The sequence below is a fragment of the Bradyrhizobium monzae genome (assembly GCF_021458635.1).
In the GTDB taxonomy this organism is placed as follows: Bacteria; Pseudomonadota; Alphaproteobacteria; order Rhizobiales; family Xanthobacteraceae; genus Bradyrhizobium.
In genome coordinates, this window is the sequence record NZ_JAIRDQ010000007.1 from 139,198 (window position 1) to 164,300 (window position 25,103).

22 protein-coding genes are annotated in these 25,103 nt (G+C 65.3%); 10 read left to right on the forward strand and 12 right to left on the reverse strand.

Annotated features, from left to right (window positions below; all coding sequences use genetic code 11):
• Positions 1-53: 53 nt before the first annotated feature.
• Positions 54-1,022 (reverse strand): hypothetical protein, encoded by a 969-nt coding sequence (locus K3F49_RS24995; protein ID WP_234683783.1) that lies wholly within the window; start codon positions 1,020-1,022, stop codon positions 54-56.
• A 292-nt stretch (positions 1,023-1,314) separates the two neighbouring features.
• On the opposite strand from K3F49_RS24995, the gene K3F49_RS25000 reads away from it, so the two are divergent.
• Positions 1,315-1,686, forward strand: coding sequence for a Crp/Fnr family transcriptional regulator (locus tag K3F49_RS25000; protein ID WP_234683598.1), 372 nt, complete (start codon positions 1,315-1,317; stop codon positions 1,684-1,686).
• Positions 1,683-2,495 (forward strand): MBL fold metallo-hydrolase, encoded by an 813-nt coding sequence (locus K3F49_RS25005; RefSeq protein ID WP_234683599.1) that lies wholly within the window; start codon positions 1,683-1,685, stop codon positions 2,493-2,495. Before K3F49_RS25000 ends, K3F49_RS25005 begins: the two co-directional genes overlap by 4 nt.
• 115 nt (positions 2,496-2,610) lie before the next feature.
• Here K3F49_RS25005 and K3F49_RS25010 read toward each other — a convergent pair whose 3' ends face one another.
• From K3F49_RS25010 to K3F49_RS25020, 3 genes are all read right to left on the reverse strand, one after another.
• Positions 2,611-3,108, reverse strand: coding sequence for a TPM domain-containing protein (locus K3F49_RS25010; RefSeq protein ID WP_234683600.1), 498 nt, complete (start codon positions 3,106-3,108; stop codon positions 2,611-2,613).
• Positions 3,109-3,110: 2 nt separating this feature from the next.
• On the reverse strand, positions 3,111-3,998 hold the full coding sequence (locus tag K3F49_RS25015) for a TPM domain-containing protein (RefSeq protein ID WP_234683601.1): 888 nt from the start codon (positions 3,996-3,998) through the stop codon (positions 3,111-3,113).
• Positions 3,999-4,128: 130 nt separating this feature from the next.
• A complete protein-coding gene (locus tag K3F49_RS25020; RefSeq protein ID WP_234683602.1) occupies positions 4,129-4,737 on the reverse strand; it encodes a LemA family protein in 609 nt (202 codons plus the stop codon).
• Between the two features lie 165 nt (positions 4,738-4,902).
• Here K3F49_RS25020 and K3F49_RS25025 point away from each other — a divergent pair, with 165 nt between their 5' ends.
• From K3F49_RS25025 to K3F49_RS25035, 3 genes are read left to right on the forward strand one after another with little or no spacing between them, the layout of a single operon-like run.
• Positions 4,903-5,754, forward strand: a complete 852-nt coding sequence (locus K3F49_RS25025) for an enoyl-CoA hydratase (protein WP_234683603.1) — start codon at positions 4,903-4,905, stop codon at positions 5,752-5,754.
• Positions 5,755-5,758: 4 nt separating this feature from the next.
• On the forward strand, positions 5,759-6,907 hold the full coding sequence (locus K3F49_RS25030) for an acyl-CoA dehydrogenase family protein (protein ID WP_234683604.1): 1,149 nt from the start codon (positions 5,759-5,761) through the stop codon (positions 6,905-6,907).
• Between the two features lie 15 nt (positions 6,908-6,922).
• The gene (locus K3F49_RS25035; protein WP_234683605.1) at positions 6,923-8,119 is read left to right on the forward strand and encodes an acyl-CoA dehydrogenase family protein; all 1,197 of its coding nucleotides are present in this window, start codon (positions 6,923-6,925) and stop codon (positions 8,117-8,119) included.
• Positions 8,120-8,341: 222 nt separating this feature from the next.
• On the opposite strand, the gene K3F49_RS25040 is transcribed toward K3F49_RS25035, so the two are convergent.
• Positions 8,342-10,654 (reverse strand): xanthine dehydrogenase family protein molybdopterin-binding subunit, encoded by a 2,313-nt coding sequence (locus K3F49_RS25040; protein WP_234683606.1) that lies wholly within the window; start codon positions 10,652-10,654, stop codon positions 8,342-8,344.
• 115 nt (positions 10,655-10,769) lie between these two features.
• Entirely contained in the window at positions 10,770-11,645 is an 876-nt protein-coding gene (locus K3F49_RS25045; protein ID WP_234683607.1) for a dihydrodipicolinate synthase family protein, read from the reverse strand.
• Between the two features lie 194 nt (positions 11,646-11,839).
• On the opposite strand from K3F49_RS25045, the gene K3F49_RS25050 reads away from it, so the two are divergent.
• The gene (locus K3F49_RS25050; RefSeq protein ID WP_234683608.1) at positions 11,840-12,592 is read left to right on the forward strand and encodes a transporter; all 753 of its coding nucleotides are present in this window, start codon (positions 11,840-11,842) and stop codon (positions 12,590-12,592) included.
• A gap of 34 nt (positions 12,593-12,626) precedes the next feature.
• On the opposite strand, the gene K3F49_RS25055 is transcribed toward K3F49_RS25050, so the two are convergent.
• Positions 12,627-13,592, reverse strand: a complete 966-nt coding sequence (locus K3F49_RS25055) for a VOC family protein (RefSeq protein ID WP_234683609.1) — start codon at positions 13,590-13,592, stop codon at positions 12,627-12,629.
• A 180-nt stretch (positions 13,593-13,772) separates the two neighbouring features.
• Between K3F49_RS25055 and K3F49_RS25060 the strand changes: the two genes are divergently transcribed.
• Both K3F49_RS25060 and K3F49_RS25065 read left to right on the forward strand, forming a co-directional pair.
• Positions 13,773-14,639, forward strand: a complete 867-nt coding sequence (locus K3F49_RS25060; RefSeq protein ID WP_234683610.1) for a S1C family serine protease — start codon at positions 13,773-13,775, stop codon at positions 14,637-14,639.
• Positions 14,636-15,007, forward strand: coding sequence for a response regulator transcription factor (locus tag K3F49_RS25065; protein ID WP_234683611.1), 372 nt, complete (start codon positions 14,636-14,638; stop codon positions 15,005-15,007). Before K3F49_RS25060 ends, K3F49_RS25065 begins: the two co-directional genes overlap by 4 nt.
• On the opposite strand, the gene K3F49_RS25070 is transcribed toward K3F49_RS25065, so the two are convergent.
• The 4 genes from K3F49_RS25070 to K3F49_RS25085 form a co-directional block, all read right to left on the reverse strand.
• Positions 15,002-16,072, reverse strand: a complete 1,071-nt coding sequence (locus tag K3F49_RS25070) for a sensor histidine kinase (protein ID WP_234683612.1) — start codon at positions 16,070-16,072, stop codon at positions 15,002-15,004. The genes K3F49_RS25065 and K3F49_RS25070 overlap by 6 nt on opposite strands.
• Positions 16,059-16,751, reverse strand: coding sequence for a response regulator transcription factor (locus K3F49_RS25075; protein WP_148772396.1), 693 nt, complete (start codon positions 16,749-16,751; stop codon positions 16,059-16,061). The genes K3F49_RS25070 and K3F49_RS25075 overlap by 14 nt, the downstream gene beginning before the upstream one ends.
• 97 nt (positions 16,752-16,848) lie before the next feature.
• Positions 16,849-17,427, reverse strand: a complete 579-nt coding sequence (locus K3F49_RS25080) for a hypothetical protein (protein ID WP_234683613.1) — start codon at positions 17,425-17,427, stop codon at positions 16,849-16,851.
• A gap of 121 nt (positions 17,428-17,548) precedes the next feature.
• Complete coding sequence (locus K3F49_RS25085) at positions 17,549-19,891, reverse strand: Tex family protein (protein WP_234683614.1); 2,343 nt, start codon at positions 19,889-19,891, stop codon at positions 17,549-17,551.
• A 1,258-nt stretch (positions 19,892-21,149) separates the two neighbouring features.
• Here K3F49_RS25085 and atzD point away from each other — a divergent pair.
• Positions 21,150-22,277: a cyanuric acid amidohydrolase gene (gene atzD, locus K3F49_RS25090; protein ID WP_234683615.1), complete on the forward strand. Its 1,128-nt coding sequence runs from the start codon at positions 21,150-21,152 to the stop codon at positions 22,275-22,277.
• Positions 22,278-22,385: 108 nt separating this feature from the next.
• Positions 22,386-23,861 carry an amidase gene (locus K3F49_RS25095; protein ID WP_234683616.1) on the forward strand — a complete coding sequence of 492 codons (1,476 nt, stop codon included), beginning with the start codon at positions 22,386-22,388 and terminating at the stop codon, positions 23,859-23,861.
• 1 nt (position 23,862) lies between these two features.
• Here K3F49_RS25095 and K3F49_RS25100 read toward each other — a convergent pair whose 3' ends face one another.
• A complete protein-coding gene (locus K3F49_RS25100) occupies positions 23,863-25,083 on the reverse strand; it encodes an LON peptidase substrate-binding domain-containing protein (protein WP_234683617.1) in 1,221 nt (406 codons plus the stop codon).
• Between the last annotated feature and the right edge of the window lie 20 nt (positions 25,084-25,103).

A 25,103-nucleotide genomic window follows, 5' to 3' on the forward strand; every position in this document is an offset into this window, starting at 1 on the left:
AGGCGCCTCACGCGGTGGTGAAGCGCCTCTTCGAAAAGTCGGATATCCGACGCTCAGCGCGCGGAGATCAGGCCCTTGCTGGTGACGACCACCCAGCGGCCGTCCTGGCGACGGATCGCATCGACGCGGCCGAGGCCGGGGATGGGATCGCCGGCATAGACCTCGTACAGGCCATCCCGGCCCTCGATCAGCGCGCCGCCATTGGCGACGTCGCGGAGCCTCCAGCCTTCGACGGTCGGCAGGCGACCGACCTCGGTCTTGGGTGCGGCGGGTGCGGAAGTCGGTGCGGCAGCGGCCGTTGCAACCTGGGTCGGCGCGATCGACCCAGTGGTTTCCTTCGCGGGCGTCGCGGCGGCGGCCTGCGCCGGGGCTGCCGGCGGCGTGGCACGGAGCTTGTCCACGGTCTCGGACAGTTTTGCGAGCTTGGCCATCGGTTCGGCCTGGGCTTTCTCGAGCTTGTCGAGACGGTCGTTGGCCCGATTGAACTGGCTGACGCCGGTTTTCGAACTGTGCTCGACATTGGCCTTGAGCGCGACGATGTCGGCATCGATCCGGGAGACCGACGCATCCAGCGCACTGGTATCGGCCAGCTGTGCCGGCGCCGGGCTGGCGAAATGCATCATGCCGGCGGTTGCGAGCGCGCCGCTGATGGCGCCGACGCAAGCCGCGATCGCCACCACGGCAGCCATCGCCGACAGGCGGCGCTTGCTGCCGGTGTCACGCACCTCGTCCGCCTTCACGTGCGGGGCAAACTCGTCGCGGTCCCAGGACCGCTCTGAGGGCGCCATGACAATGAGCTTGCCGGGCTTGGGCTCGGGCTTGGTTTCGGCCTTGGTTTCAAGCTTCGGCACCTCGATCCGCGGCGGCTCGACCTTCGGAGCGTCCGCTTTGGGCAGCGTCTCATGGTCGGGGGCGATCGAGGGGGCCTCGATGCCGGCGGCAGCCTCGACGGCCTGCGACGCGGGTGCTGCGTCGGCGGCGTCAGTCCGGTCGCCAGTCTCTTGGCCGGCCAATTCGGGCATTGCTTCGCTCACGGCTCAAATACTCCAGTCTAGGTTGACTTTTTGGTAACTTTCATTGCTTGCGAATTCCTTACCTCGGGACCCGCTTACCGAAATTTTAGGAACTCGTCCGAGGCCGAATTGGGTCGGGAAAGCGGAACCGGCGTGGCGCTGTGCAACAAATTGTCAGCCGATGCTGCCCTGCGGTAGACCGCACGCCTTAGCCGAAGGGGTTGTTTGCCCGTCACTGTTCCGCGGCTAACATGGACCGTCCCGTCAGCCAGAAGGCGTTTGGGGGTGCCAAGGGGGTGCCATGACGATCGAGAAATGCATCAACGCGTTTGCTGTCGATGACGTCATCTTCGAGGAGGGATCGACCGGCCGCGAGCTGTTCGTCGTGCTCGACGGCGAGGTCGAGATCGCCAAGGTCGGCGGCGCGCGCAAGACCAGCATCATCAAGCTCGGCAAGGGCGAGTTCTTCGGCGAGATGGCCGTGATCGACGGCTCGGCCCGTTCGGCGACCGCGATCGCATCGGCGCCGAACACGAGGGTGATGCGGATCAACCACGCCCGCTTCGTCTATCTCGTCAGCCAGCAGCCGGCGTTCGCGCTGATGGTGATGGACGCACTGTCGAAACGCCTGCGCGCCTCCAACGCGGTCACCTACCGGGCAGCGCAATCATGAGCGAGCGCAAGCCGACCGCATTCCCGATCCTGATGAAGAACGACACCTGCTCGCTGATCCAGGCGGCCGATGACGTCTACCAGATCCGCTTCTCCAACCGCGCCGCCAACGCCTATCTCGTGCGTGGCTCGGCGCGCACCATCCTGATCGACGTCGGCTTGTCGTCGAACTATCCGGCGATGGTCGAATGCCTGAACTTCGTCGGATGCCCGCCGGAGAAGATCGACATGGTGGTGCTGAGCCACGAGCATCTCGACCATATCGGCGCGGCCTGGCATTTCAACGAGCGCCGCACCTACGTCGCCGCCCATCGGCTCGCCGCCAACAAGATCATGCTGCGGGACGATTTCTCGATGCTGCGCAAGATGTTCAACGAGCCGAACGTGCCGGTTAACATCGACATCTGGCTCGAGGAAGGCAATCTGATCGACCTCGGCAATTTCCGCCTGAACGTCATGTACACGCCGGGCCATACCTCGGCCTGCATCACGCTGTTCGAGCAGGACAAGGGCCTGTTGTTCGCGGCCGACACCTTGATGCCCGGCGGCGTGATGGGCGGCGTGTTCGGCTCCGGCAGCATCGCCGACTACATCCAGTCGCTGGAGCGGATCAAGGGGCTGAATGCGAAGATACTGCTGTCAGGGCACGGAAGGCTGTCGGACACGCCGCAGGACGACGTGCGCATCGCCATTGCGCGGTCGCATAGCCTGCTGGAGGACACCGCGCAATTGTTCGACGCGCTGGATGCGCGCTCGAATTTCGAGCCGATCATGCAGTCGGTGCGGGATTTAAACAAGCTGGACGATTGACGACCTTCGTCGTTGCGAGGAGCGAAGCGACGAAGCAATCCAGAGGCTTTCCGTGGTGACGGTCTGGATTGCTTCGCTGCGCTCGCAATGACGGAGTGAGCGGACAGACTTGGAGTTACATCACCACCGGCTCATCCGGCAGCTCGTTCGGATGTGGACCTCCCGGTGGGAAGTACTTCGCCAGTTCCTTCGACACCGCTGCGATGCCATCGATCACGCCGCGTTCGAACTGGCCTGCCCCGAACTCGGCCTCCATCGCGCGGCAGATCGTCTCCCAGCCCGCTGCTCCGACCTTCGCATCGATGCCGCGATCGGCGATGATCTCGACATCGCGGTCGGCGAGCAGCAGGTAGATCAGCACGCCGTTGTTGTGCGCGGTGTCCCAGATCCGCAGATGCGAGAACACGTCGAGCGCACGCTCGCGCGCTTGCTGGTTGCGGAACAGCGGACGGCCATCCAGCGCGCCCTCGACAACGAAGCGGACCTGGCCGGAATGCGTGGTTTCGCTCTGCTTGATGGCCTGCGCGATGCGGTCGAGCACGGCTTGCGGAAACACCTGCCCCGCACGCCAATGGTGCTGGAGGAGATGCCTGGTGATACGCCCAAGGCCCATGACTACCAGCTCCCCGAGGCGCCGCCGCCACCAAAGCTGCCGCCGCCTCCGCTGAAGCTGCCGCTGTCACTGGACGACGATCCGCTGCTCCAGCCGCTGGACGAGGAGCCGCTCGACCACGAGCCGCCGCGCGACGACCCCGTCGATGCCGGAAACAAATCGGCGATGAAGGACAGCACGAAGCCGACGATCCCGGCGAGCAAGGCTAACGCGCCGGATCCGATGATCAGCAACGCCAGGAGGCCGATCACGCTGCCGGTCGCGACCGAGCCCAGCAGGCGCCCCAGCATTGCGCGCAGGAAGCCACCGACGACGAGCGAGGCAAACAGGACGACCGGGGCGAGCGGCCCGATCTCGTCCAGATTGGCAAAATTCACGCTGCGCGAGGGAACCGGCAACGGCTCGCCGTCGACGACGCGCATCATCCGATCGACGCCGGCCGAGATGCCGCCGGCGAAGTCGCCCTCTCGGAATTTCGGCGTGATGACCTCGTCGATGATCCGCCGCGAGGTGACGTCGGTGAGCGCGCCTTCGAGGCCGTAGCCGACCTCGATGCGCAGATGCCGGTCGTTCTTGGCAACGACGAGGATCGCGCCGTCGTCGACCTTCTTGCGGCCGATCTTCCAAGCCTCCGCGACGCGGATCGAGAACTGCTCGATCGTCTCCGGGTCCGTCGTCGGCACGATCAGCACGGCGATCTGGCTGCCCTTCCGCGTCTCGAAATCGCCAAGCTTCTGCGACAGCGCGGCAATGTCGCCACTCGACAGCGTGCCGGTGCGGTCGACCACGCGGCCGGTGAGCTGCGGCACCGCGACATCGGCCAAGGTAGGAGAGGCGAAAGCCAAGAGGAGCGCTGCGACGATGGCCGCACACCACACCCTCGGCGTCATCGCCCGGCTTGACCGGGCGATCCAGTATTCCAGAGACGCCAGCGATATACCGAGAAGCCGCGGCGTACTGGATTCCCCGCTTTCGCGGGGAATGACGGCGGTGGGTGGGGCGCGCATCAGCCGAGCGCGCTTACTTCGACGGCGCGGGCGCGGGGTTGAAATCGACCTTCGGCGCGGTCGAGATTTCCTTCTCGTTCTCGACCGAGAAATTCGGCTTCTCCTTGTAGCCGAACATCATCGCGGTGAGATTGTTCGGGAACGATCGGACGGTGACGTTATATTCCTGCACCGACTTGATGTAGCGGTTGCGCGCGACCGTGATGCGGTTTTCGGTGCCTTCGAGCTGCGACATCAGGTCCTTGAACAGCGCGTCCGACTTGAGCTGCGGATAGTTCTCCGTGACCACCAGAAGCCGCGACAATGCGCTGGAGAGTTCACCCTGAGCGGCCTGGAACTTCTGCAGGGCCGCGGGGTCGTTCAGCACCTCGGGCGTCGCCTGGATGCTGCCGACCTTGGCACGGGCATTGGTGACGCCGAGCAGCACGTCCTTTTCCTGCTGCGCAAAGCCCTTCACCGAATTGACCAGGTTCGGCACGAGATCGGCGCGGCGCTGATACTGGTTCACCACCTCGGACCAGTTGCCCTTGATCTGCTCGTCCTCGCTCTGGATCGCGTTGTAGCCGCAATTGGTCAGGCTGAGCGAGGCCAGCGCCGCCAGCACGGTCAGGATCTTGCGCATCAAATTTCTCCCGGTGGAATCGGGTGCAAGCTACCAGATTGAACGCGCACGGCGCCAGATGTCCTGACGGCGCCAAAAGCAGCCGACTGACGCAAGCCTCTTGCCTATCACCGGGTGACATAGTCAACTCGAAGCAAACAAGACAAAAATGCAGGGAGGCGCGCCATGTCCTCGTTCGAGACCATCCTCGTGGAGCGGCCGGAGCCGGCGATTGCCCGGGTCGTGATGAACCGACCCGACGCGCGCAATGCGCAGAACCTGCAAATGACCTACGACCTCAACGCCGCCTTCGATGCGGCGGTCCAGGACGACACGGTCAAGGTGATCATCCTCGCCGGCAACGGGCCGCACTTCTCCTCCGGCCACGATCTCCGCCCCGGGGGCAAAAATGCCGCAGGCACAGATTTTCCGCCCATCGGAAATTGGGGCGGCTTTGCCGAGGCGAACGCGCACGGCCGCTTCGCGCGGGAGCAGGAAATATATCTCCAGATCACACGGCGCTGGCGCAACCTCGCCAAGCCGATGATTGCCGAGGTGCATGGCAAGTGCATCGCCGGCGGCTTGATGCTGGCCTGGGCCTGCGACCTCATCATTGCCAGCGACGACGCGCAGTTCTGCGATCCCGTCGTCACCATGGGCGTCTGCGGTGTCGAATGGTTTGTGCATCCCTGGGAGCTGGGCCCGCGCAAGGCCAAGGAATTTCTGTTCACCGCCGACAGCTGGAGCGCGCAGGAGGCGCACCAGCTCGGCATGGTGAACCAGGTCGTGCCGCGCACCGAGCTGTCTTCGCGCGTGCTGGAGCTCGCGCGCAAAATCGCATCAAAGCCGTCCTTTGCGCTGAAGCTGACCAAGGAAGCCGTGAACCGCTCCGTCGACGTGATGGGTCAGCCGGCCGCGATCGACCAGGCCTTTGCCCTGCATCAGCTCTGTCACGCCCACAACCTTCAGGAGTTCGGCATGGTGGTCGATCCATCCGGACTGCATCCCTCCGTGCGCAAGCCGGCGGCCGCGGAGTAAGGACATGGATCTCAACCTCAGTGACGAGCAACGGCTGCTGCGGGAGAGTGCGGAGCGCTTCGTGGCCGAGAGCTACGATGCCGACCACCGCCGCAACGCGGCCAACGATCCGCTCGGCTTCAGCCCGGCGGTGTGGAAGCAGTTTGCCGAGCTCGGCTGGCTGGCGTTGCCGATCCCCGAAGAGTTTGATGGTCTCGGCGGCGGGCCGGTCGAGATCGGAATTTTGATGGAAGCGTTTGGCCGCGGGCTAGTGTCGGAGCCGTATATCGCAACCGTCGTGCTCGGGGCTGCATTGATCGAGAAGTGCGGCAGCATAGCGCAGAGGCAGGCGAGCCTGCCCAAGATCGCGGACGGGTCATTGAAACTCGCGTTTGCGCATTCCGAGCGCGCCGCGCGGTTCGATCTTGCCAAGGTCACGACATCAGCCAACAAGACGGCGCATGGTTGGTATCTCTCCGGCAGCAAGATCGCCGTGCTCGACGGCCACGCCGCCGATGAGATCATCGTCTCCGCGCATTTGCATGATCATCAGGGACCATCGGGGCGGATCGGCCTGTTTCTGGTGCCGGCAACGGCGCAAGGCCTTGTGATTTCCGACTATCCGCGCTTGGGCGGCGGGCGCGCCTGCAATATCGAACTCTCCGACGTGCAGCTGCCGGAAGATACCCTGCTCGGCGACGGCAAGGACGCGCTGCCGGCGATCGAGTGGGCCGTCGACCGCACCATGGCCGCGCTGGGCGCAGAGACGGTCGGCATCATGCAGACGCTGCTCGACACCACGTTGGACTACACCAAGATTCGGAAGCAGTTCGGCCGGCCGCTCTCCGCCAACCAGGTGATCCGCCATCGCCTCGCCGACATGGCCATCCAGGCCGACGAAGCCCGTTCGATGGCGCTGCGCGCCGCACTGAAAGCCGATAACCCGCCGGTCGAACGCGCGCGCGCTGCTTCGGCCGCGAAGGCGAAGATCGGCAAATGCGCCCGCTTCGTCGGCGAGCAGTCGATCCAGCTTCACGGCGGCATGGGCGTCACCGAAGAGCTCGAGGTCGGTGCCTATTTCAAGCGCCTGGTCGCCTTTGACACGCTGTTCGGCGGCACCGCCCACCACTACAGCCGCCATGCCCAGCTTGGCCGCACCACGAAAGCCGCCTGACACGAGGAGCGCAATATGGACCTGTCGTTCAATGCCGAAGAGCGCGCCTTCCAGAGCGAGGTGCGCGGTTTCATCGCCAAAAATCTCACAGACGAGATGAAGCGCGCGACCGCGCTGACGCCGTCGGTGTTCTCCGACCCCGATATCGGCATGGCCTGGCAGCGCGCGCTGCACAAGCAGGGCTGGGGTGCTCCGGGCTGGCCGGTCGATCACGGCGGCCCGAGCTGGACGCCGGCGCAGCGCTGGATCTTCGAGAGCGAATGCGCGCGAGCCGGTGTGCCCAACGTCAACGTGATGGGCGTGAAGATGGTTGGGCCCGTCATCATCGGCTTCGGCTCGCCCGAGCAGAAGAATTTTTACCTGCCGCGGATCCTCTCTGGCGAGGACTATTGGTGCCAGGGCTATTCCGAGCCGGGCTCCGGCTCCGATCTCTCCTCGCTGAAAACCCGCGCGGTGCGCGACGGCGACGACTACATCATCAACGGCACGAAAATCTGGACCACGCATGCGCATCACGCCAACCGCATGTTCGCGCTGGTGCGTACCAGCGATGGTGCGAGGCAGCAGGACGGCATCAGTTTCATCCTGATCGACATGAAGACACCGGGCATCACGATCCGCCCCATTCTGACCATCGGCGGCGACCACGAAGTCAACCAGGTGTTTTTTGACGACGTGCGCGTGCCCGTTGCAAACCGCGTCGGCGACGAAGGCAAGGGCTGGACTTACGGCAAATATCTGCTCGAGTTCGAGCGCGGCGCCGGCATTGCGTCCGCCAAGCTGCGTGAGGGGCTGCGCGCCATCACTGAGCTAGCCGAGTCCGATCTCACGGGGCGCGCCATCGACAGCCCCGATATCGCGTCCCGCATCTCGGAGGTCGAGGTCGACATCGACGCGCTGGAGATGACAGAGCTGCGCGTGCTCTCGGCGCTGCAGACGGGACAAAACCCCGGCGCGGTGTCGTCCATCCTGAAGCTGCGCAACAGCGAGATCCGGCAGGCCGTGACGCGGCTCGGCGTCGACGTGATCGGCCATGATGCCCTCGCCGTCGAGCCGATGCGGCCGCTCTACAAGCTCAACCACGAGCCGACGATGCCGGAAGATATGCTGACGGTGGTGCCGGAATATCTCAACGGCCGCGCCTACACGATCTTCGGCGGCACGTCGGAGATCCAGCGCGATATCATCGCAAAGATGATGCTGGGTATTTAGGGGATCGGGGCGCTGCACACTCAGCTGTCGTCCTGGGGCGCGCGCAGCGCAGATCCGGGATCCATAACCCCAGGGAGAGGTTATGGCGCGAGCTGTTCACCACGAGTTTTCGTCAAACTGCTTCCTGTGGTTATGGATCCCGGGTTCGCGCTGCGCGCGCCCCGGGACGACAGTTGAATGCGTGGCTGCAGCCAGCGCAATAATGCGGACCTAACCCGCCACCTACGCGTCCCGGATCGCCTTCCAGATCTTCTGCGGCGTCAGCGGCGTATTCAGCTGGGTGATACCGAGTTCGGCCAGCGCGTCCATCACGCCGTTGGTGACGCAAGGCGGACCACCGATGGCACCGGATTCGCCGCAGCCCTTGGCGCCGAGCGGATTGGTGCGGCAGGGCGCGGAATCGTCCAGCGTCACGACGATCGGCGGCACGTCGTCGGCGCGCGGGATGCAGTAGTCCTGATAGCTCGCCGTCAGCAGCTGGCCGTCGGCGTCATACGAGACGCCCTCATACAGCGCCTGACCGATGCCCTGCGCGACGCCACCGTGGATCTGCCCCGTCACCAGCATCGGATTCACGGCGACGCCGACGTCGTCGACGGTGGTGTAACGCACGACCCTGGACACGCCGGTCTCCGGGTCGATCTCGACCTCGCAGATATGCGTGCCGTTGGGCCAGCTCGGACCATCGACCTCGCCCTCGGAATCGACGCTGAGCTTTGAGCCACTCTCCTTCTCGGCGATGTCGAACAGGCTGATGCGGCGGTCGGTGCCGACCACGGTGAGCATGCCGCCCTGATATTCGATGTCCTCGACCGAGGTCTCGAGCACATTCGCCGCCTTCTCGCGCGCCTTCCGGATCAGGTCGTTGGAGGAGACCGCCACGGCCGTGCCGCCAACGAACAGCGAGCGCGAGCCGACGCTGCCAAAGCCCATGGCGAGATCCGTGTCGCCCTGGACGACGTCGATCTTGTCCATTGGAATGCCGAGCGTATCGGAGATCATCTGCGTGTAGGTGGTCTGCAAGCCCTGCCCCATCGCCATGGTGCCAGAATGCAGCACGACGCGGCCTTGCGAGGTCGCATGCAGGCTGACCTTTTCGGTGTGGGCACGGCCGCCGGTCCATTCGATGTAGGAGGTCAGCCCGCGGCCGTAGAGCAGGCCCTTCTTCTTCGCGGCCTTCTTGCGCGCGGCAAAGCCATCCCAGTCGGCGAGCTCGACGGCGCGATCGAGCATGTGAGCGAAGGCGCCGGAATCGTAGACCTGACCGGCGGCGTTGGTGTAGGGCAGCTGCGCCGGCTTGATGTAGTTCGCTTTGCGGATTGCACGCGGATCCATGCCGATTTTCCGCGCGGCGGCGTCGAACAGGCGCTCGACGATGAAGACGGCTTCCGGACGACCAGCACCACGATAGGCCCCGACCGGCGCGGTGTGGGTCATCACCGACTTGACCTCGAAATGCACCAGCGGCAAATCGTAGACACCGGTCTGCACGAACGGCCCGAGCACCAGCGGAATGATGTTGGCTGCGCCCGAGGAATAGGCGCCGGTGCAGCCGATCGAGGTGACGCGATAGGCCAGCACCTTGCCCTTCTCGTCCAGCGCGAAGGACGCGGTCGAGGTCAGATCGCGGCCGTGGGTGCCGCCGACGAACTCGTCGGTGCGGTCGCCACGCCAGCGGATCTTCCGGTTCAGCTTGGTCGCGACATAGGCGACGATGCCGTCTTCCGGATAGAGGTTGGTCTTCTGGCCGAAGCCGCCACCGATGTCGCCGACCAGCACGCGCACGCTGTCCTTGGGACGCTTGAGCACGGCTTCGGCCAGCACGTCGCGGGTCGAGGCCGGGGTCTGCGACTGCACGTGCAGGAGGAGACGGCCGGTCTTCTTGTCGATCTCGGCGATGGTCGAGCGTGGCTCCATCGCTGACGGCACGAGGCGCTGGCTGACGAGATCGAGCTCGACCGTGTACGCGGCCTTGGCGAAGGCCTCATCCACCTTGGCGGCATCGCCATAGCTCATCGCGCCGACGATGTTGTCGGGTGCCTCCGGCCACACCACCGGCGCGCCGGGTTTGACGGCTTCGACGGGATCGACCACGGCAGGCTGCACGTCATACTCGACCGCGATCGCTTCGGCCGCGCTCTGGGCCTCTGCACGTGACGAAGCAACCACTGCCGCCACCGCCTCGCCAGTGTAACGCACGACTTCATGAGCGAGCAGCCGGCGCGGCGGCACCGTCATCGGCTTGCCGTCGGGGCGCTTGAAGATGCTCAGCGTCGGAATGGTGCCGACGTCGTCCTTGATCAGGTCGGCGCCGGTGTAGATCGCGGTGACGCCAGCCATCGATGCGGCCGCGCTGGTGTCGATCGAGACGATGTTCGCGTGCGCGTGCGGCGAGCGCAGCACGTGCAACCACAGCGCGCCATCCTCCGGCTTGTCGTCGATGAATTGTCCCTTCCCGGTGAGCAGCCGCTGGTCTTCCAAACGCTTGACGGGCTGGCCCGCTCCGAAACGCAAATTGCCGGGAAGAATGTTCATTCCGCTGGGTCCTCAGGCTCTCTTCAAATTCGGGCTGCCTTTTAGCGGATCGAGCCATGCGCGACCAGCCGCGCTTTTGGGCGGTGGGACCATGGATTCGTCATGCCGGAGGGGGCTAGGCCAGCTCTCGCAATGCAGCTTCCACGACCTTGCGCGCATCGGCCGAAAGCGCGGCCTGCGGCGGGACGGGGTCGCCGACATCGTAGCCCTGGATCGCAAGGCCGGCCTTGATACAGGCCGCAAGGTTGAAGCGGGCGAAGGCCTCGTTGATGCGCCACAGCCTGCGCTGCAGCGCCATGGCCTCGTCCCAGCGGCCGGCCTGGCAGAGGTCGTAGAGCGCGACGCTCTGGCGCGGGATGATGCAGGCGGGTCCCGCCATCCAGCCGAGGCCGCCGATCAGCATCACCGCAGCCGGGATGTGGGCGGAGGCCGAAAACACGCGCAAGGAATCGCCGCAGCGGTTCATGATCGAGAGCAGCCGCCCGGTGTTGGTCGAGGCATCCTTGATGTAGCCGATGCGCGGATGCTCGGCGAGGCGCGCGATGACATCGAGGGTCAGGTCCGAGCGCTGAAATTGCGGATTGGTGTAAATGACGACAGGAATGTCCACGGCGTCCGCAATGCTGCGGAAATAGGACTCGACCTGGGCATCGGCGAGCGGGAAGTAGGCCTCGAGGATCGCCAGAATGCCGTTGGCGCCAAGCTTCTGGTACGCCTGCGCCTGCGCCACTGCATCGGCCGTCGAGGTCGATGCGACGCCCGCCACCACAGGCACGCGGCCCTTCGCAGCGTCGATCGTGGTCTGCACCACCGCCATGCGCTGCGGGGCGTTGAGATAGGCAAACTCGCCGGTCGAGCCGAGCGGCGTCAGCCCGTTCACGCCGGCCCCGATCAGGTCGTCGCAGAGCTTTGCGAGAACGTCCGTTCGCACCCTGCCGTCGGTGCCGACGGGCGATACGAGATAGGGAAAGACACCGCGAAAATCGGTCATATCGGGGAATAATATCCGGGGGAAGCGAGTCTTCTGTGGCAGGCCCGCAATGCATCGGGTGCTACCATGGGGTCCTATTGCCAGCAAGCGACCTGCTTTCGAAGAGCGTATTTGTGGTTTTGGGAATTGTCCCGCAGCATTGGCGGGTTTCGGTGTGTTGCGTCGGCCTCCTTGCCGCCGCGCTTTGTCCCGGCATGGCTCAGGCCGGTGAATGCCCGTCGCCGCAATCGGAGATCGCGACCGATCGTCCTGACGTGACCAATTCCAGCCTGGTCGTGCCTGCCGGCACCATCCAGATCGAGAACGGCCTCAACACGTCCGGCCAGACCGCCGGCAAAGGCTTTGACGGCAGCAACAGCCGTCTCCGCTTCGGCGTCGCGCCATGCCTCGAAGTGCTGGTCGATGTTCCCAGCTATGTCGGGCGGTTGACCGGCATGGTCGAGACCGGTTTCACCAATGTCACCCCCGGCGTGAAATGGCAGGTCAGCGGGCTGCCTGAGCCCGCAAACCTCTCGGTGGTAGCAGGCGTCGGCCTGCCAACCGGCACGACGGGGATCGCCGGTGCTGGCTTTCAGCCCTATCTGCAATTCCCCTGGTCCTACGAGCTCGGCGGCGGCTGGGGCATCAGCGGCATGTTCACGAGCTTCTTCCGCCCGTCGGATCTGCCCAATCACCAGACCAGCGAGGCGACCTTCGCGATCGAACGGAAGGTCAGCGAGAAGCTGGCGCTGTTCGCCGAATATGTCGGTGACTACCCGTCACGCGGCGCGAGCACGGCGCTCTTCAATGTCGGCGGTGGCTATCTCTTGAGCCGGACCGAGCAAATCGATTTCCATTTGGCCTTCGGCCTCAACCGGAATTCGCCGGATTACATCATCGGCGTCGGCTATTCCTACCGCTGGGACAACGTCATCGGCACGGCAACGCGACCGGTGCTTCGGCATTGACGTGCGTGCTGTGAGCCGTACGTGCGCGAGCGGCTCACACCTTCAGCAGCCGCACGCGCGTGCCCCAGGGATCGATCGCCTCGACACCATCCGCAAGCGCCGTGACTTTCCCGCCGCCGTTGCGCAGCCGTTCTTCCTGCGCGGCGAGCAGCTCCTGTTTCTCCGTCACCAGCGAAAACCAGGCGAGCCCGGTCATGGCGTCGTCGCGCTGGCCGGCGCCCTGGCTCTGCCAGACGTTCATGCCGAGATGGTGGTGATAGCGGCCCGACGACAGGAAAGCCGCGCCGTTGCGGCTGCGGGTCGGGTCGAGGCCGATCGTGCCGTGGTAAAAACTCTGCGCCTGCGCGAGATCGCCGACGCGCAGATGCATGTGGCCGACGCGCAGGCCGTCCGGCGCGCTGGCATAGTCGCTGACGCGGGTATTGGTCAGCGACAGCAGGTCGGGAATGTTGAGCTCGTCGGCCGCCATCTTCACGCTGCCCTCGCTCCATTGCCATTGCGAGGGATCGCGATCTGCATAGACCTCGATGCCATTGCCTTCGGGGTCGTCGAGATAGACGGACTCACTGACGAGATGATCGGCAAAGCCCGACAGCGAGACCCGGTGCGAGGCGGCATGCACCAGCCAGCGCGCGAGGTCCTTTCGCGACGGCATCAGGAAGGCGGTGTGATAGAGGCCGGCGGCGTTGCGGGGCTCGATCGCGGCGTCGGGACGGCCTTCCAGCACCAGCAGCGTGATACCGGCAGTGCCGAGCCTGGCCGCGGTGCCTGAGCGCTCCATCACGGTGAGGCCGATCACGTCGCGGTAGTAGTCGGCGACCTTGTCGAGATTTTTCACCCGAAGGGTCACCATGCCGACCCGCATCGGCGTCCGGCTGGCATAGGTCGGCCCGCCGCCTTGCGGATTGCCCTCGGCGTGCGCGGCAGCCACGGCCGCGATCGCGAGCGAGCTGGCGCCGGCGAGTTGAAGCAGGGTCCGGCGGGTGAGGTCGATGGTCATCGGTCAGGGCTCGCTGAAATCCTTGAGGCCATATGGCACAATTTAGCGGTTGCTACACGTTCCCGTGAGCGGCTCCCAATCACATGTTCGTCGGCCGTGGCCTAGGGAGGACTGGCCACCCGGCCAGTTTCGCAATGGCCCGTGACATCCCAGATTGTGGACAGCTTACAGGAGCCTTCCATGACCGAGTTCACACCTCTTACGTCGCTGTCGTCCGCGCTCGCGGATGTCGTGGCGCGCACCGCACCGTCCGTCGTCTCCGTGCATTCGCATCGTTCGCGCTCAACCGGCTTCGTCTGGAAACCCGGCCTGATCGTGACCGCTGACGAGGCGCTGGCCGACGAGGGCGAGGTCCAGATCGTCGTCGCCGACGGCAGCACGGCCGCTGCCACGATTGTGGGCCGTGACCACACCACCGACATCGCGCTGCTGCGCGCTGATATCAATATCGCCCCGGTCAAGCTGGCCACGACGGTCCCTGCCCTCGGCACGCTGTCTGTCGTGGTCGCCAGCAGTCGCGATGCGCCGAGCGCGGCGCTCGCGATGGTGTCGATTTCAGGCAAGGGCTGGCGCTCCTTGCGCGGCGGCGAGATCGATGCCCGGGTCGAGCTCGATGTGCGCCTGCGTCCGAACCAGGAAGGCGGCCTTGCCCTCGATGCCTCCGGCGAGGCTTTCGGCATGACCGTGCTCGGACCGCGGCGGGTGCTGGTGATCCCGACGGCGACGATCGAGCGCGTCGCGGCGCAGCTCGAGACGCGCGGCCGCATCGCCCGCGGATATCTCGGGCTCGGACTGCAGCCGTTGCGGCTCGACGACGGCATCGGCGCGATGGTGATGAATGTCGACAAGGCAGGTCCGGCGGCCGCAGCCGGCATCCGCCAGGGCGACGTGATCGTGGCGGTCAACGACCAGAAGCTCTCCGGCGTGCGCGCGCTGTTGCGAACATTGGGACCCGCAAGCGTCGGCCAGGTGGTTGATGTCGCGGTTCGCCGCGGCGGCGAGCCTGTCAGCTTCAAGGTCACGATCGGCGAGAGGCCGGAGGCGTGAGCGAGGACAACGCACCCGAGATCGTGCTGTCCCTGGAGATCGACGATCCTGCGCTGGCCGACCGCCTCGCGACGCTGCTCGGCAGTGTCGCGGGGCTTCGCCTTGCCGCCCCCGGGGAGACCGCCAATGCGAGCGTCGTCGCGCGCGATCCGCGCGTCATGCCGGAAGACATCGCGCTGACGCAGCGCGAGCTCGACGTGCTGGCGCTGATGGCGGAAGGCGCCTCCAACAAGTTGATCGCGCGGCAGCTCAACATCTCCGTGCATACCGTGAAATTCCACGTCGGCTCCCTGCTCGACAAGCTGGATGCCACCGGCCGCACCGATGCGGTCGCGCATGCGGCGCGGCGTGGCGTGATCGAGCTATAGCGCGATCGGGAAGCTGAGCTGGACGGTCAGGCCCGGCGCGTTGTCATGCAGCGCGATCTCGGCGCCGTGGAGGCGCGACACCGCCGCGACCAGACTCAGGCCCAGGCCGTTGCCGGGCGTATAGCGGCTCTGCTCGAGCCGGTAGAAGCGCTTGAACACATGGTCATGCCGATCCGCGGCAATGCCCGGACCGTCATCGGCGATGGCAATCGTCGCGCTGTCCCCGGTATTGCGGCAGGTCACCGTGACCTTTCCGCCCGGGCGGCCGTGCTTGATCGCGTTGTCGACGAGATTGGCGATGGCATCGAACAGCAGGTCGCGATCGCCGGTCACGGCGACCTCGCGGTCACCGCCGAGACTCAGTCGCGTCGCGACCTGCTCGGCGGCGGCGTCGTAGAGCTCGACGACCTCGCCGGCAATCTCGGCAAGGTTGAGCGCGCGAAACGCGCTGCGGCGGGCGCGGGTCTCGATCTCCGAGATCCGCGTGATCGAGGCGAACATGCCGAGCACCGCATCGAGATCGGCGATGGTGTCGCCGATCAGCGATGCATCGGCTGCACTGTCGCGCTCGTGGTGATAGGCCTTTTCCAGCCGGCCGCGCATGCGCGTCAGCGGCGTGCGCAGATCGTGGGCGACATTGTCGCTGACCTGCTTGACCTCGCCCATCAGCGTCTCGATGCGATCGAGCATCTGATTGAGGTTTTCGGCGACGCGGTCCCACTCGTCGTGGCTGCCGCGCAGGGGAATGCGCCGGTCGAGTCCGGACAGCATGATGGCGCGGCTGGTGGCGTTGATCTCCTCGATCCGCCCGACCGTCCGCCGCGTCACCAGCACGGCGGCGACGCCTGCCAGCACCACGAGCAATACCGCGACCGCGATCATCGCAAGCTCGAGCATGGCGATGAAGCCGCTATGGTCGCCGATATCGCCGACCCGGCTCCGCACATAGGCGAGCGTGCCGAAATAGACGTACACCATGATCGCCGCGACGATCAGGCCAAAAATCGCGATCGCGATCAGCGCCAGGCGGAAGGTCGAGGAACGAAGCGTGTCAGCCAGGAGCACGGAGGCAATATCCGATGCCGCGGATGGTGTGGATCAATGGATAGGCCTGCGCATCGTCGACCTTGCGACGGACGCGTCCGACATAGACGTCGATGATGTTCGTGGAGGGATCGAAATGCAGGTCCCAGACATGCTGGAGCAGCATCGCGCGCGAGACCACGCGCCCCTCGTTGCGCACGAGATATTCGAGCAGCTGGAATTCGCGGGGCAGCAACGGAATCTTGCGGCCGCGGCGGCTGGCGTTGCGCGCGATCAAATCGACCGCGAGATCGCCGACGCGCAAAATGGTTTCCTTGGCGATGGTCTCGCTGCGGCGGCCGAGTGCCTCGAGGCGCGCGAGCAGCTCGACGAAGGAGAACGGCTTGACGAGATAATCGTCGCCGCCAGCGCGCAAGCCCCGCACGCGGTCGTCGACCTCGCCGAGCGCGGAGATGATCAGGAAGGGCGAGGCAACGCCGTCGTCGCGCATTTGCCGCATCACGGCGATGCCGTCGATATCGGGCAGCATGCGGTCGATGGTGATCACGGCATAGTCACGCGCAACGCCATGGCTGAGGGCTTCACGGCCCGTGGCGGCGAGGTCGACGTCATAGCCTGAAATCGTCAACTCCTCGACGAGCTGGCCTGCGGTTTCCGGATCGTCCTCGACGACGAGGATGCGACGGTGGCCTCCGGTCATGACAAACTCCGCGCGACGATCGCCACCAGACTATCCCGTTCCGGGGCAGAGCGGAACCACCCGGTGGCGATCGCGACAATGGTGCGGTCCGGCGATGCTAGTACCAACTATCCCCGCACACATTGACCCATTGCCACCCATAGGGCGTCAAGCTCCTGCGCCAGCAGCCGTCGTCGTAATAATTGGCGTAGTAGAACGGCGCGCCGATGAAGGCGAACCGGTGGAAGCGATGATGGCGGAAGAAGAAGGCATGGCGGCCGATGAACGGCCTGCCGTGCCAGCCGGCGCCGGCGAAACGCGGCCCGAAGGCCGCGCGGGTCGCCAATGGCGCACCGGCAAAGCGCGGCCCAAAGGCAGCGTGGGCCGCCATCGGCGAGCCGGCGAAGCGGGCGCCACCGAAATGAGCACCGCCCATGCCGCCGAAATGCATGCCGCCGCCCATACCACCGACGTGCATGCCACCGAAGCCACCGGCGTGCATTCCGCCCATGCCGCCACCACCGAAATGACCGCCGCCGAAGCCGCCGCCGCGCCCGCCACCGCCGCCGCCCATGCCGCCGCCGTGACCACCACCTCCACCGCCCCCGCCTCCACCTCGGGCGAGCACGGGCGAAGCGAGCGCCATCACCGCTGCGATCGTCGCTGCAGTGAGACCTTTGAGAAGCCTGTTGTTCATCGAACCATCCTCCTTGCAGTGCGGCGGTGACCGCGCCGCACGAGGACGCTCAGATGAGAAGAAGGAGGGCTCTCCTTCAACTTACAAATGCGCCAGATTCTGACGCGGGTGTTAGGGAGGGCTACGCCCGCTTGCCGCCATTCTTCTCCGCAGCACGGCGCATCGCCTCGGCGAGGGCTCCGCCGCCGCCACCGCTGGAAGAGTCCTGCTTGCGCGGCGCTGATGACGTCATGCGGTTGGTGTTGCGCGCTTTGTCGCGCTGCATGCCGGGGGCGTCCTTCTTGGCGCCGACCTCGTCGTCGAGACGGAGTGTCAGCGAGATGCGCTTGCGGGCGACCTCGAAGTCCAGCACTTTCACCTTGACGATGTCGCCGGGCTTCACCACCTCGCGCGGATCCTTGATGAAGGTTTTCGACATCGCCGAGATGTGCACGAGGCCGTCCTGGTGCACGCCGATGTCGACGAAGGCGCCGAAGGCGGCGACGTTGGTCACGGTGCCCTCGAGGATCATGCCCTTCTGGAGATGCTTGATCTCCTCGACGCCCTCCTTGAACACCGCGGCCTTGAACGCCGGACGCGGGTCGCGGCCGGGCTTTTCCAGCTCGCGCAGAATGTCGGTGACGGTCGGCAGACCAAAGGTCTCGTCGACGAAATCCTTCGGCTTCAGCGTACGAACGACCTCGCTGCTGCCGATCAGCGCCTTGATGTCGCTCTTGGTGGCGCTGAGAATCCGGCGCACCACCGGATAGGCTTCCGGATGCACGCCGGAGGCATCGAGCGGATCCTCGCCACCGAGAATGCGCAAGAATCCGGCGCATTGCTCGAACGCCTTCGGACCGAGTCGCGGCACCTCCTTCAGCGCCTTGCGCGACTTGAACGGGCCATTGGCGTCACGGTGCGCCACGATGCTCTGGGCAAGACCCGAGCCGACGCCCGACACGCGCGCGAGCAGGGGCGCCGACGCGGTGTTGACGTCGACGCCGACTGCGTTCACGCAGTCTTCGACCACCGCATCGAGCGATTTGGCGAGCTTGGCCTGGCCGAGATCGTGCTGATACTGGCCGACGCCGATCGCCTTGGGCTCGATCTTGACGAGCTCGGCGAGCGGATCCTGCAGACGGCGGGCGATCGAGACCGCACCGCGCAGGGTGACGTCGAGGCCCGGCAACTCTTCCGAGGCGAAAGCGGAGGCGGAATAGACCGACGCGCCGGCTTCCGACACCACGATCTTGGTCATTTTCAGCTCGGCGAGGCCCTTGACGAGATCGCCGGCGAGCTTGTCGGTTTCACGCGAAGCTGTGCCGTTGCCGATCGCGATCAGCTCGACCCGGTGCTTGATCGCAAGCTTGCCGAGGATCGCGAGCGCCTCGTTCCACTGCCGCTGCGGCTCGTGCGGATAGATCACGGCGGTGTCGACCACCTTGCCGGTCGCATCGGTCACGGCGACCTTGACGCCGGTGCGGAAGCCGGGATCGAGCCCCATGGTGGCGCGGGTGCCGGCGGGCGCCGCCAGCAGGAGGTCGCGCAGGTTCGAGGCGAACACGCGCACGGCCTCGGTCTCGGCCGCGTTCCACAGCCGCATACGCAAATCGATGTTGAGATGCACCTGGATCTTGGTACGCCAGGCCCAGCGCACAGTGTCGATCAGCCAGCGGTCGCCGGCGCGCTTGAGGTCGGCGATGCCGAACCGCTTCATGATCTTCAATTCATAGGCGCCCGGGACGCCCGCAGGCGGCACTTCCGCCTCGGCTTGAATCTGGAGATCGAGAATCTCTTCCTTCTCACCGCGGAACATCGCGAGGATGCGGTGCGACGGCAGCTTGGTCAGCGGCTCGGAGAAATCAAAATAGTCGGCGAATTTTTCGCCCTCGGTCTTCTTGCCTTCGCGCACCTTGGAGGCCATGCGCGCATTGGTCCACATCTCCTCGCGCAACACGCCGATCAGATCGGCGTCTTCGTCGAAGCGTTCGACCAGGATGGCGCGGGCGCCATCGAGTGCGGCCACGGCATCCGCGACGCCCTTCTCGGCGTTGACAAAACCTTCGGCGACCACCTTTGGATCGTTGCCGGACTCCGCGATTAGCTGATTGGCGAGCGGTTCGAGACCGGCCTCCTTGGCGATCTCGGCCTTGGTGCGGCGCTTCGGCTTGAACGGCAGGTAGATGTCTTCCAGGCGCGCCTTGCTGTCAGCGGCGAGAATGGAGGCCTCCAGCGCGGCATCGAGCTTGCCCTGCTCGCGAACTGATTCGAGGATCGCCTTGCGGCGGTCTTCCAGCTCGCGCAGGTAACCCAGGCGCTCCTCCAGGGTGCGCAATTGCGCGTCGTCGAGCGCACCGGTCGCTTCCTTGCGGTAGCGCGCGATGAAGGGAACCGTGGCGCCGCCGTCGAGCAGCGTCACCGTCGCCTCGACCTGCTCCGCCCGTACCCCAAGCTCCTGCGCAATTTTCTGGTTGATATTTGCCACGCGAGAATCCCTTTATATCCAAGCACGCGACGCAAACCGAAATCCGGCCGCGGGACGCCGCTTATGGACCAACCGAGGTTGATTCATCAAGGTGCGGCGCGCAACCGTCGACAGGGGATTTTTTTGTCGAACCGATGCGATCTCGCCACAATCGTGGGGATGCCGGTGCATCCGGGGCGCGACGTGAGGTTCGGCGCATACTCCCTCCGCGTCGTCATTGCGAGCGCAGCGAAGCAATCCAGAATCCCTCCGCGGAAAGACTCTGGATTGCTTCGCTGCGCTCGCAATGACGGAGTATGGGGCAATGGCGTCACTATTCCAGTTGAAATTTCAACCTGCAGACACAGCTTCGCACTCTCGCGGCGTAGTCCGCCCGAGTTCTGCTCTCCGCTTCACGCCCTCAACAGAAAGGGCGCAGGGAAGGCCGGGTGCCGGCTGGCACCCGCGGTCTGCTGCGCGAAAATGTAGCGCAAAGAGACCGCACAGCAGCATACAGGTGTAGCCGAACACACGGCCTTCCCTGCGCAGTGGTCGGACGGCTTATGCCGTGCTCTCCCGGGAGCCGAATTCCTTCTGGCCTCCCTCACCTCACGGAATTCGCCGACACCGGGCCGGTTGGCGCCGATGCCGCTTCCGCAAGACTTGGCCGTAGCGACGACGGCCGGGACCACACGGTTTTGCCGTACGCGAGCATCCGGCTTCGCCAAACGGCTTCGCCGGACAAGTCCCGCTTCGCCCAAAGGGCGTTACGGGCATCGAGCGCCGTTCGTACAACGCGGCTTGCGAGTCGCTCACGGGGCTCGGCTCAATCCACTGCCCTGCCCTGCGCCTCACATCCGCGACGGCACCGCTCGCGTCCACCGCAGCCTGATCCGCGGCTCGTGACGACGTACGACCGCCCCTTTTCGCCGGATCAGGATGGGCGACACGTACGACAAAACCGAATTTCGGTAAAGCGGAATATTTTGTTTCGGATTGATTGACCCAGCGATCGTGTTTTGCGCGGCGGGCAACGCAAGCGCTTGTGACCGCCTCTCGTAATCCGTCATCCTGAGGTGCGAGGCGCGGGGTGCAGCGCGCCCCGCGAGGAGCCTCGAAGGATGAACGGCCCGGATGCAGCCGGGCTGTCGCCCTTCGAGGCTCGCCGAAGAGGCGAGCACCTCAGGGTGACGGTCGGAGATAAACGCATATGGCTTGACAGCCACCCTGCTTCCACGGCTGGTTGACCCGCCGGACCACCGAACTCCAAGGACTATCCATGCGCACAACATCGGTCGGCGTCTTCAAGGTCGCCACCAAGGGCCCGGGCGACGTTTCCGGCCTCATGAACCTGATCGTTACAGGCGCGATCGATCCGGCCTCCATCCTGGCGATCCTCGGCAAGACCGAAGGCAATGGCGGCGTCAATGATTTCACCCGGGAATATGCCGTCGCCGCGCTGTGCACGGCGCTGGCGCCAAAGCTTGATCTGACGCCGCACCAGGTCGAGCAGCGCATTGCGTTCGTGATGTCCGGCGGCACCGAGGGCGTGCTCAGCCCGCACATCACGGTGTTCACGCGCCAGCAGGTTGCGAGGCCGCCCGCAGGCATCGCCGGCAAGCGCCTCAGCATCGGCATGGCGCAGACCCGCGATTTTCTGCCTGAAGAGCTTGGCCGCTCGGCACAGATCATCGAGACCGCGAGGGCGGTGAAGGCCGCGATGGCGGATGCCGGCATCGCTGACGCCACTGATGTCCATTTCGTCCAGATCAAGTGCCCCCTGCTCACCAGCGAGCGTGTCGAGGCAGCAAGCTCGCGCGGCAACAAGACGGCGACGATCAGCGCCTACAGCTCGATGGCCTATTCGCGAGGCGCCTCCGCGCTCGGCGTTGCCGTTGCGCTCGGCGAAATCGCCTCCAATGTCCGCGAAGAGGACGTGCTGCGGCGCTACGAGCTGTTCTCGAAGGTCGCCTCGACCTCGTCCGGCATCGAGCTGATGCACAACGTCGTCATCGTGCTCGGCAACTCGGAGGCGTCCGCGAGCGAATTCGAGATCGGGCATGCCGTGATGAGGGACGCGATCGATGCAGCGGCAGTGGTGTCAGCACTGAAGAGTGTTGGGCTTGATGTTGATCCTGATGTTGATCTTGGCACCACACCGCGATCGGGCCGCGAGCTCGTCAACATCCTCGCCAAGGCCGAGGCCTCACCCGATGGCACCGTACGCGGCTTCCGCCACACCATGCTGGAAGACACCGATATCAGCTCGACACGCCATGCCCGCGCAGCGGTCGGCGGCTTGATCGCCGGCCTCGCCGGCACCAGCGCGGTCTACGTCTCCGGCGGCGCGGAGCACCAGGGGCCGGCCGGCGGCGGCCCCGTTGCGGTGATCGCACGACTGCCCTAAAGCGCGACCTCACCGTCCGGCGCAACCCTGCCCTTCGCGCCGGCTCAGTTGATTCACGCGAGCCCTTGCGAAAAAGCTGGCGCCCGCACCTCAAGGGATTTTGACTTCATGACTTTGCCGATGAGCTGGAACGAATGGGCGCAGCACGATGGCGTGGGCCTGGCGGCGCGCGTCCGCAAGGGCGAGCTGACGGCAAAGGAACTGGCACGCCAGGCTGCGGCGGCCGTGGCCAAGGTCAATCCGACGCTGTCGGGCGTGGTCGAGCTATTCGATGACGTGATCGCCGACCCCGCCAAGGACGGCGCCAATCTCGCCGGTCCGTTCGCCGGCCTGCCCTTCCTGATGAAGGATCTCGGACCGACCATGAAAGGCCGGCTGCAGGAGATGGGATCGCTGCTGATGCGCGGCAATCGTGCCGAGGCCGACACGTTCCTGACCGGCAAATTCCGCCAGGCAGGCCTCAATTTGATCGGACGCACGACGACGCCCGAATTCGGCGTCTGCAGCTCGGCCGACAATCCCGCCGTCTATGTCACCCGCAATCCCTGGAATACCGATTACACCACCTGCGGCTCGTCGGCCGGCAGCGCCGCGATGGTCGCGGCCGGCGTGGTGCCGATCGCGCACGCGACCGACGGCGGCGGCTCGATCCGCATTCCCGCCGGCGTCAACGGCAATATCGGGCTGAAGGTGTCGCGCGGCGTGTTCTCGCTGGCGCCGCACATGTCCGACCTCACCGGCCTGGTCTCGATCCAGGGTTGCCAGTCGCGCACGGTGCGCGACACCGCGGCTTTCGTCGACCATGCCCGCGGGCCGGCACCCGGCGAGTTCATGCCGTTCTGGACCACGGCGCAGCCTTACAGCGAGATGATCAAGCGCGATCCGTCAAAGCTGCGCATTGCGCTGTCGCACACCTGGGGCGATTACACCGCGACACCTGAGATCGCAGCCGAGCTGGAGAAGACCGGCCGCTTCCTCGAAGGCCTCGGCCATCACGTCGATTACGCGCTGCCCGAGCTCGATTTCCGCGCCGCCTTCGCGGCGCAGACCACCTGCTACATCAGCAATTTTTCCGTGGTGATCTCCAACATGCTGGCCGCGCGCGGGCTGGAGAAGCCGCCGGAAGACCTGATCGAGCCGATGAACATCCGGATCTGGGAGGCAGGCCTGCACACCAGCTTCGCCGACCGGGCGAAGATGCAGACCGTGTTCAACACCACCTCGCGCGGCTTCGGCAGCTTCTTCGAACAGTGGGACGTGATCCTGACGCCGATCACGGCGCTGCCGACGCCGAAGGTCGGCACCAGGGAATACCTCACCACCTCCGACAACCCTGATGTGCTGGACTGGTTCGGCAATCTCTGGCGCTTCTTCGCCTTCACGCCGCTCGCCAACCTCTGCGGCATGCCGGCGATCTCGATGCCGATGGCCGCGCAAGATCACGGCCTGCCGCTCGGCATCCAGGCCATCGCGAAGCAGGCCAATGACGGCCTGCTGCTGCAACTCGCCGCCCAGATCGAGCGCGCGCTCGACGGCAAATGGAACGGCGGGAAGACGGCGAAGGTGCATGTGGCGAAGGCGTAGGCTAGCCTTTGTCTTTACCGGGCTGTCGCGCAATGTCGATGCGCAAGCGCGACACGCCCTGCTCTGCAAGCATGCGGGCCGCGGGGCTTCGCGTCTCCGGAAAGAGAGCGACGAGCGCATTGACGCCGGTCACGGCGGGATTGCCCACCTCCTGGGCGTGCAACCCGGCCCGCTGGTCGACGCGCTCGAACGCCTGCGTGGGCACAGCGCTTCCGGCCTCGCTCACGATGTGCTTGAGCTCGTTGTCCAGATACTGCGTGAGGCTTTGTCTCAGCTTGCCAAGGTCGGCGTCGCAGGCGCGCATCACGGCGGAGGCGTCCGCATCATCTGTCAGGGCGAGCAGCAGATGCTCAAGTGTCGCGTATTGATGGCGGCGCCGGTCAGCATGATCGAGCGCCCGTCGTATCGTGGCCGCGTAGTCCGCCGAAACCGTCCGTTGCGGCCGGTTGAGCAGCGCCTCGATCCGCTCGAGCCGTGTCATGGGATCGAGCGTTGCCAATAGCTCGTATTTGTCCTTGATCGACAACTTCATCCGCGTCGCAACGGTATCGGCGATCTGTCCGGGATCACGGGTTTGATCGAAGAACAGCCAGATGTCGGGCACCATAATTCCGTGAACCGCCGTGTAATCCTGGAAGCGCTGATAGATCCTTCGGATGACATCCCTTGCATCGCGGGCAACTCCCTCGCTGATATCGACCACCTCAGCCCAATAGGCGGCCGATTCGATCGCGAAGCCGCGTAGCTCGACTCGCCGCAGTCCTCGTGTCAGCACCCTGAACGTGCCATCGGTGAGCGGTTCGAGTTCGAGCAGCTGGGCCACGATGCCGATCTCGTAGACATCGGCAAATCGGGGATCCTCGACGCCCGCCTCCCGCTGAACCGCCAACACGACCTCGCGTCCGCCCTCAAACGCCTGGTTTAGAGACTGGAAGGAGCTCTCTCGGCCCACAAACATCGGGTATGTCGCATGTGGAAACGGAACGAGATCGCGGAGCGGAACGGCGGGATAGAGCGTCGTTGATGTCTTGAGCTTCGCAATAGGCGCAATGATGTCACGCCGCTCGGCGTGAAGCAGCGCCGACAACGTATTCCAGTCGGCAACGCCGAGCATCCTCGACACCAGTTCGAGGCTCTCGCTGTGACTGATGGTGACGGCCTTGGTGGTCAGGGATTCGCGCAGGGTCTGCGCCATAGCCTTGGCATCGCGAAAATCGCGCATCGGTTCGTCCTCTGCATGAG

Coding starts and splice junctions, on each gene's coding strand:
- K3F49_RS24995 (WP_234683783.1), bottom strand. CDS start 1,022: ATGCCCGAATTGGCCGGCCAAGAGACTGGCGACCGGACTGACGCCGCC.
- K3F49_RS25000 (WP_234683598.1), top strand. CDS start 1,315: ATGACGATCGAGAAATGCATCAACGCGTTTGCTGTCGATGACGTCATC.
- K3F49_RS25005 (WP_234683599.1), top strand. CDS start 1,683: ATGAGCGAGCGCAAGCCGACCGCATTCCCGATCCTGATGAAGAACGAC.
- K3F49_RS25010 (WP_234683600.1), bottom strand. CDS start 3,108: ATGGGCCTTGGGCGTATCACCAGGCATCTCCTCCAGCACCATTGGCGT.
- K3F49_RS25015 (WP_234683601.1), bottom strand. CDS start 3,998: ATGACGCCGAGGGTGTGGTGTGCGGCCATCGTCGCAGCGCTCCTCTTG.
- K3F49_RS25020 (WP_234683602.1), bottom strand. CDS start 4,737: ATGCGCAAGATCCTGACCGTGCTGGCGGCGCTGGCCTCGCTCAGCCTG.
- K3F49_RS25025 (WP_234683603.1), top strand. CDS start 4,903: ATGTCCTCGTTCGAGACCATCCTCGTGGAGCGGCCGGAGCCGGCGATT.
- K3F49_RS25030 (WP_234683604.1), top strand. CDS start 5,759: ATGGATCTCAACCTCAGTGACGAGCAACGGCTGCTGCGGGAGAGTGCG.
- K3F49_RS25035 (WP_234683605.1), top strand. CDS start 6,923: ATGGACCTGTCGTTCAATGCCGAAGAGCGCGCCTTCCAGAGCGAGGTG.
- K3F49_RS25040 (WP_234683606.1), bottom strand. CDS start 10,654: ATGAACATTCTTCCCGGCAATTTGCGTTTCGGAGCGGGCCAGCCCGTC.
- K3F49_RS25045 (WP_234683607.1), bottom strand. CDS start 11,645: ATGACCGATTTTCGCGGTGTCTTTCCCTATCTCGTATCGCCCGTCGGC.
- K3F49_RS25050 (WP_234683608.1), top strand. CDS start 11,840: ATGGCTCAGGCCGGTGAATGCCCGTCGCCGCAATCGGAGATCGCGACC.
- K3F49_RS25055 (WP_234683609.1), bottom strand. CDS start 13,592: ATGACCATCGACCTCACCCGCCGGACCCTGCTTCAACTCGCCGGCGCC.
- K3F49_RS25060 (WP_234683610.1), top strand. CDS start 13,773: ATGACCGAGTTCACACCTCTTACGTCGCTGTCGTCCGCGCTCGCGGAT.
- K3F49_RS25075 (WP_148772396.1), bottom strand. CDS start 16,751: ATGACCGGAGGCCACCGTCGCATCCTCGTCGTCGAGGACGATCCGGAA.
- K3F49_RS25080 (WP_234683613.1), bottom strand. CDS start 17,427: ATGAACAACAGGCTTCTCAAAGGTCTCACTGCAGCGACGATCGCAGCG.
- atzD (WP_234683615.1), top strand. CDS start 21,150: ATGCGCACAACATCGGTCGGCGTCTTCAAGGTCGCCACCAAGGGCCCG.
- K3F49_RS25095 (WP_234683616.1), top strand. CDS start 22,386: ATGACTTTGCCGATGAGCTGGAACGAATGGGCGCAGCACGATGGCGTG.
- K3F49_RS25100 (WP_234683617.1), bottom strand. CDS start 25,083: ATGCGCGATTTTCGCGATGCCAAGGCTATGGCGCAGACCCTGCGCGAA.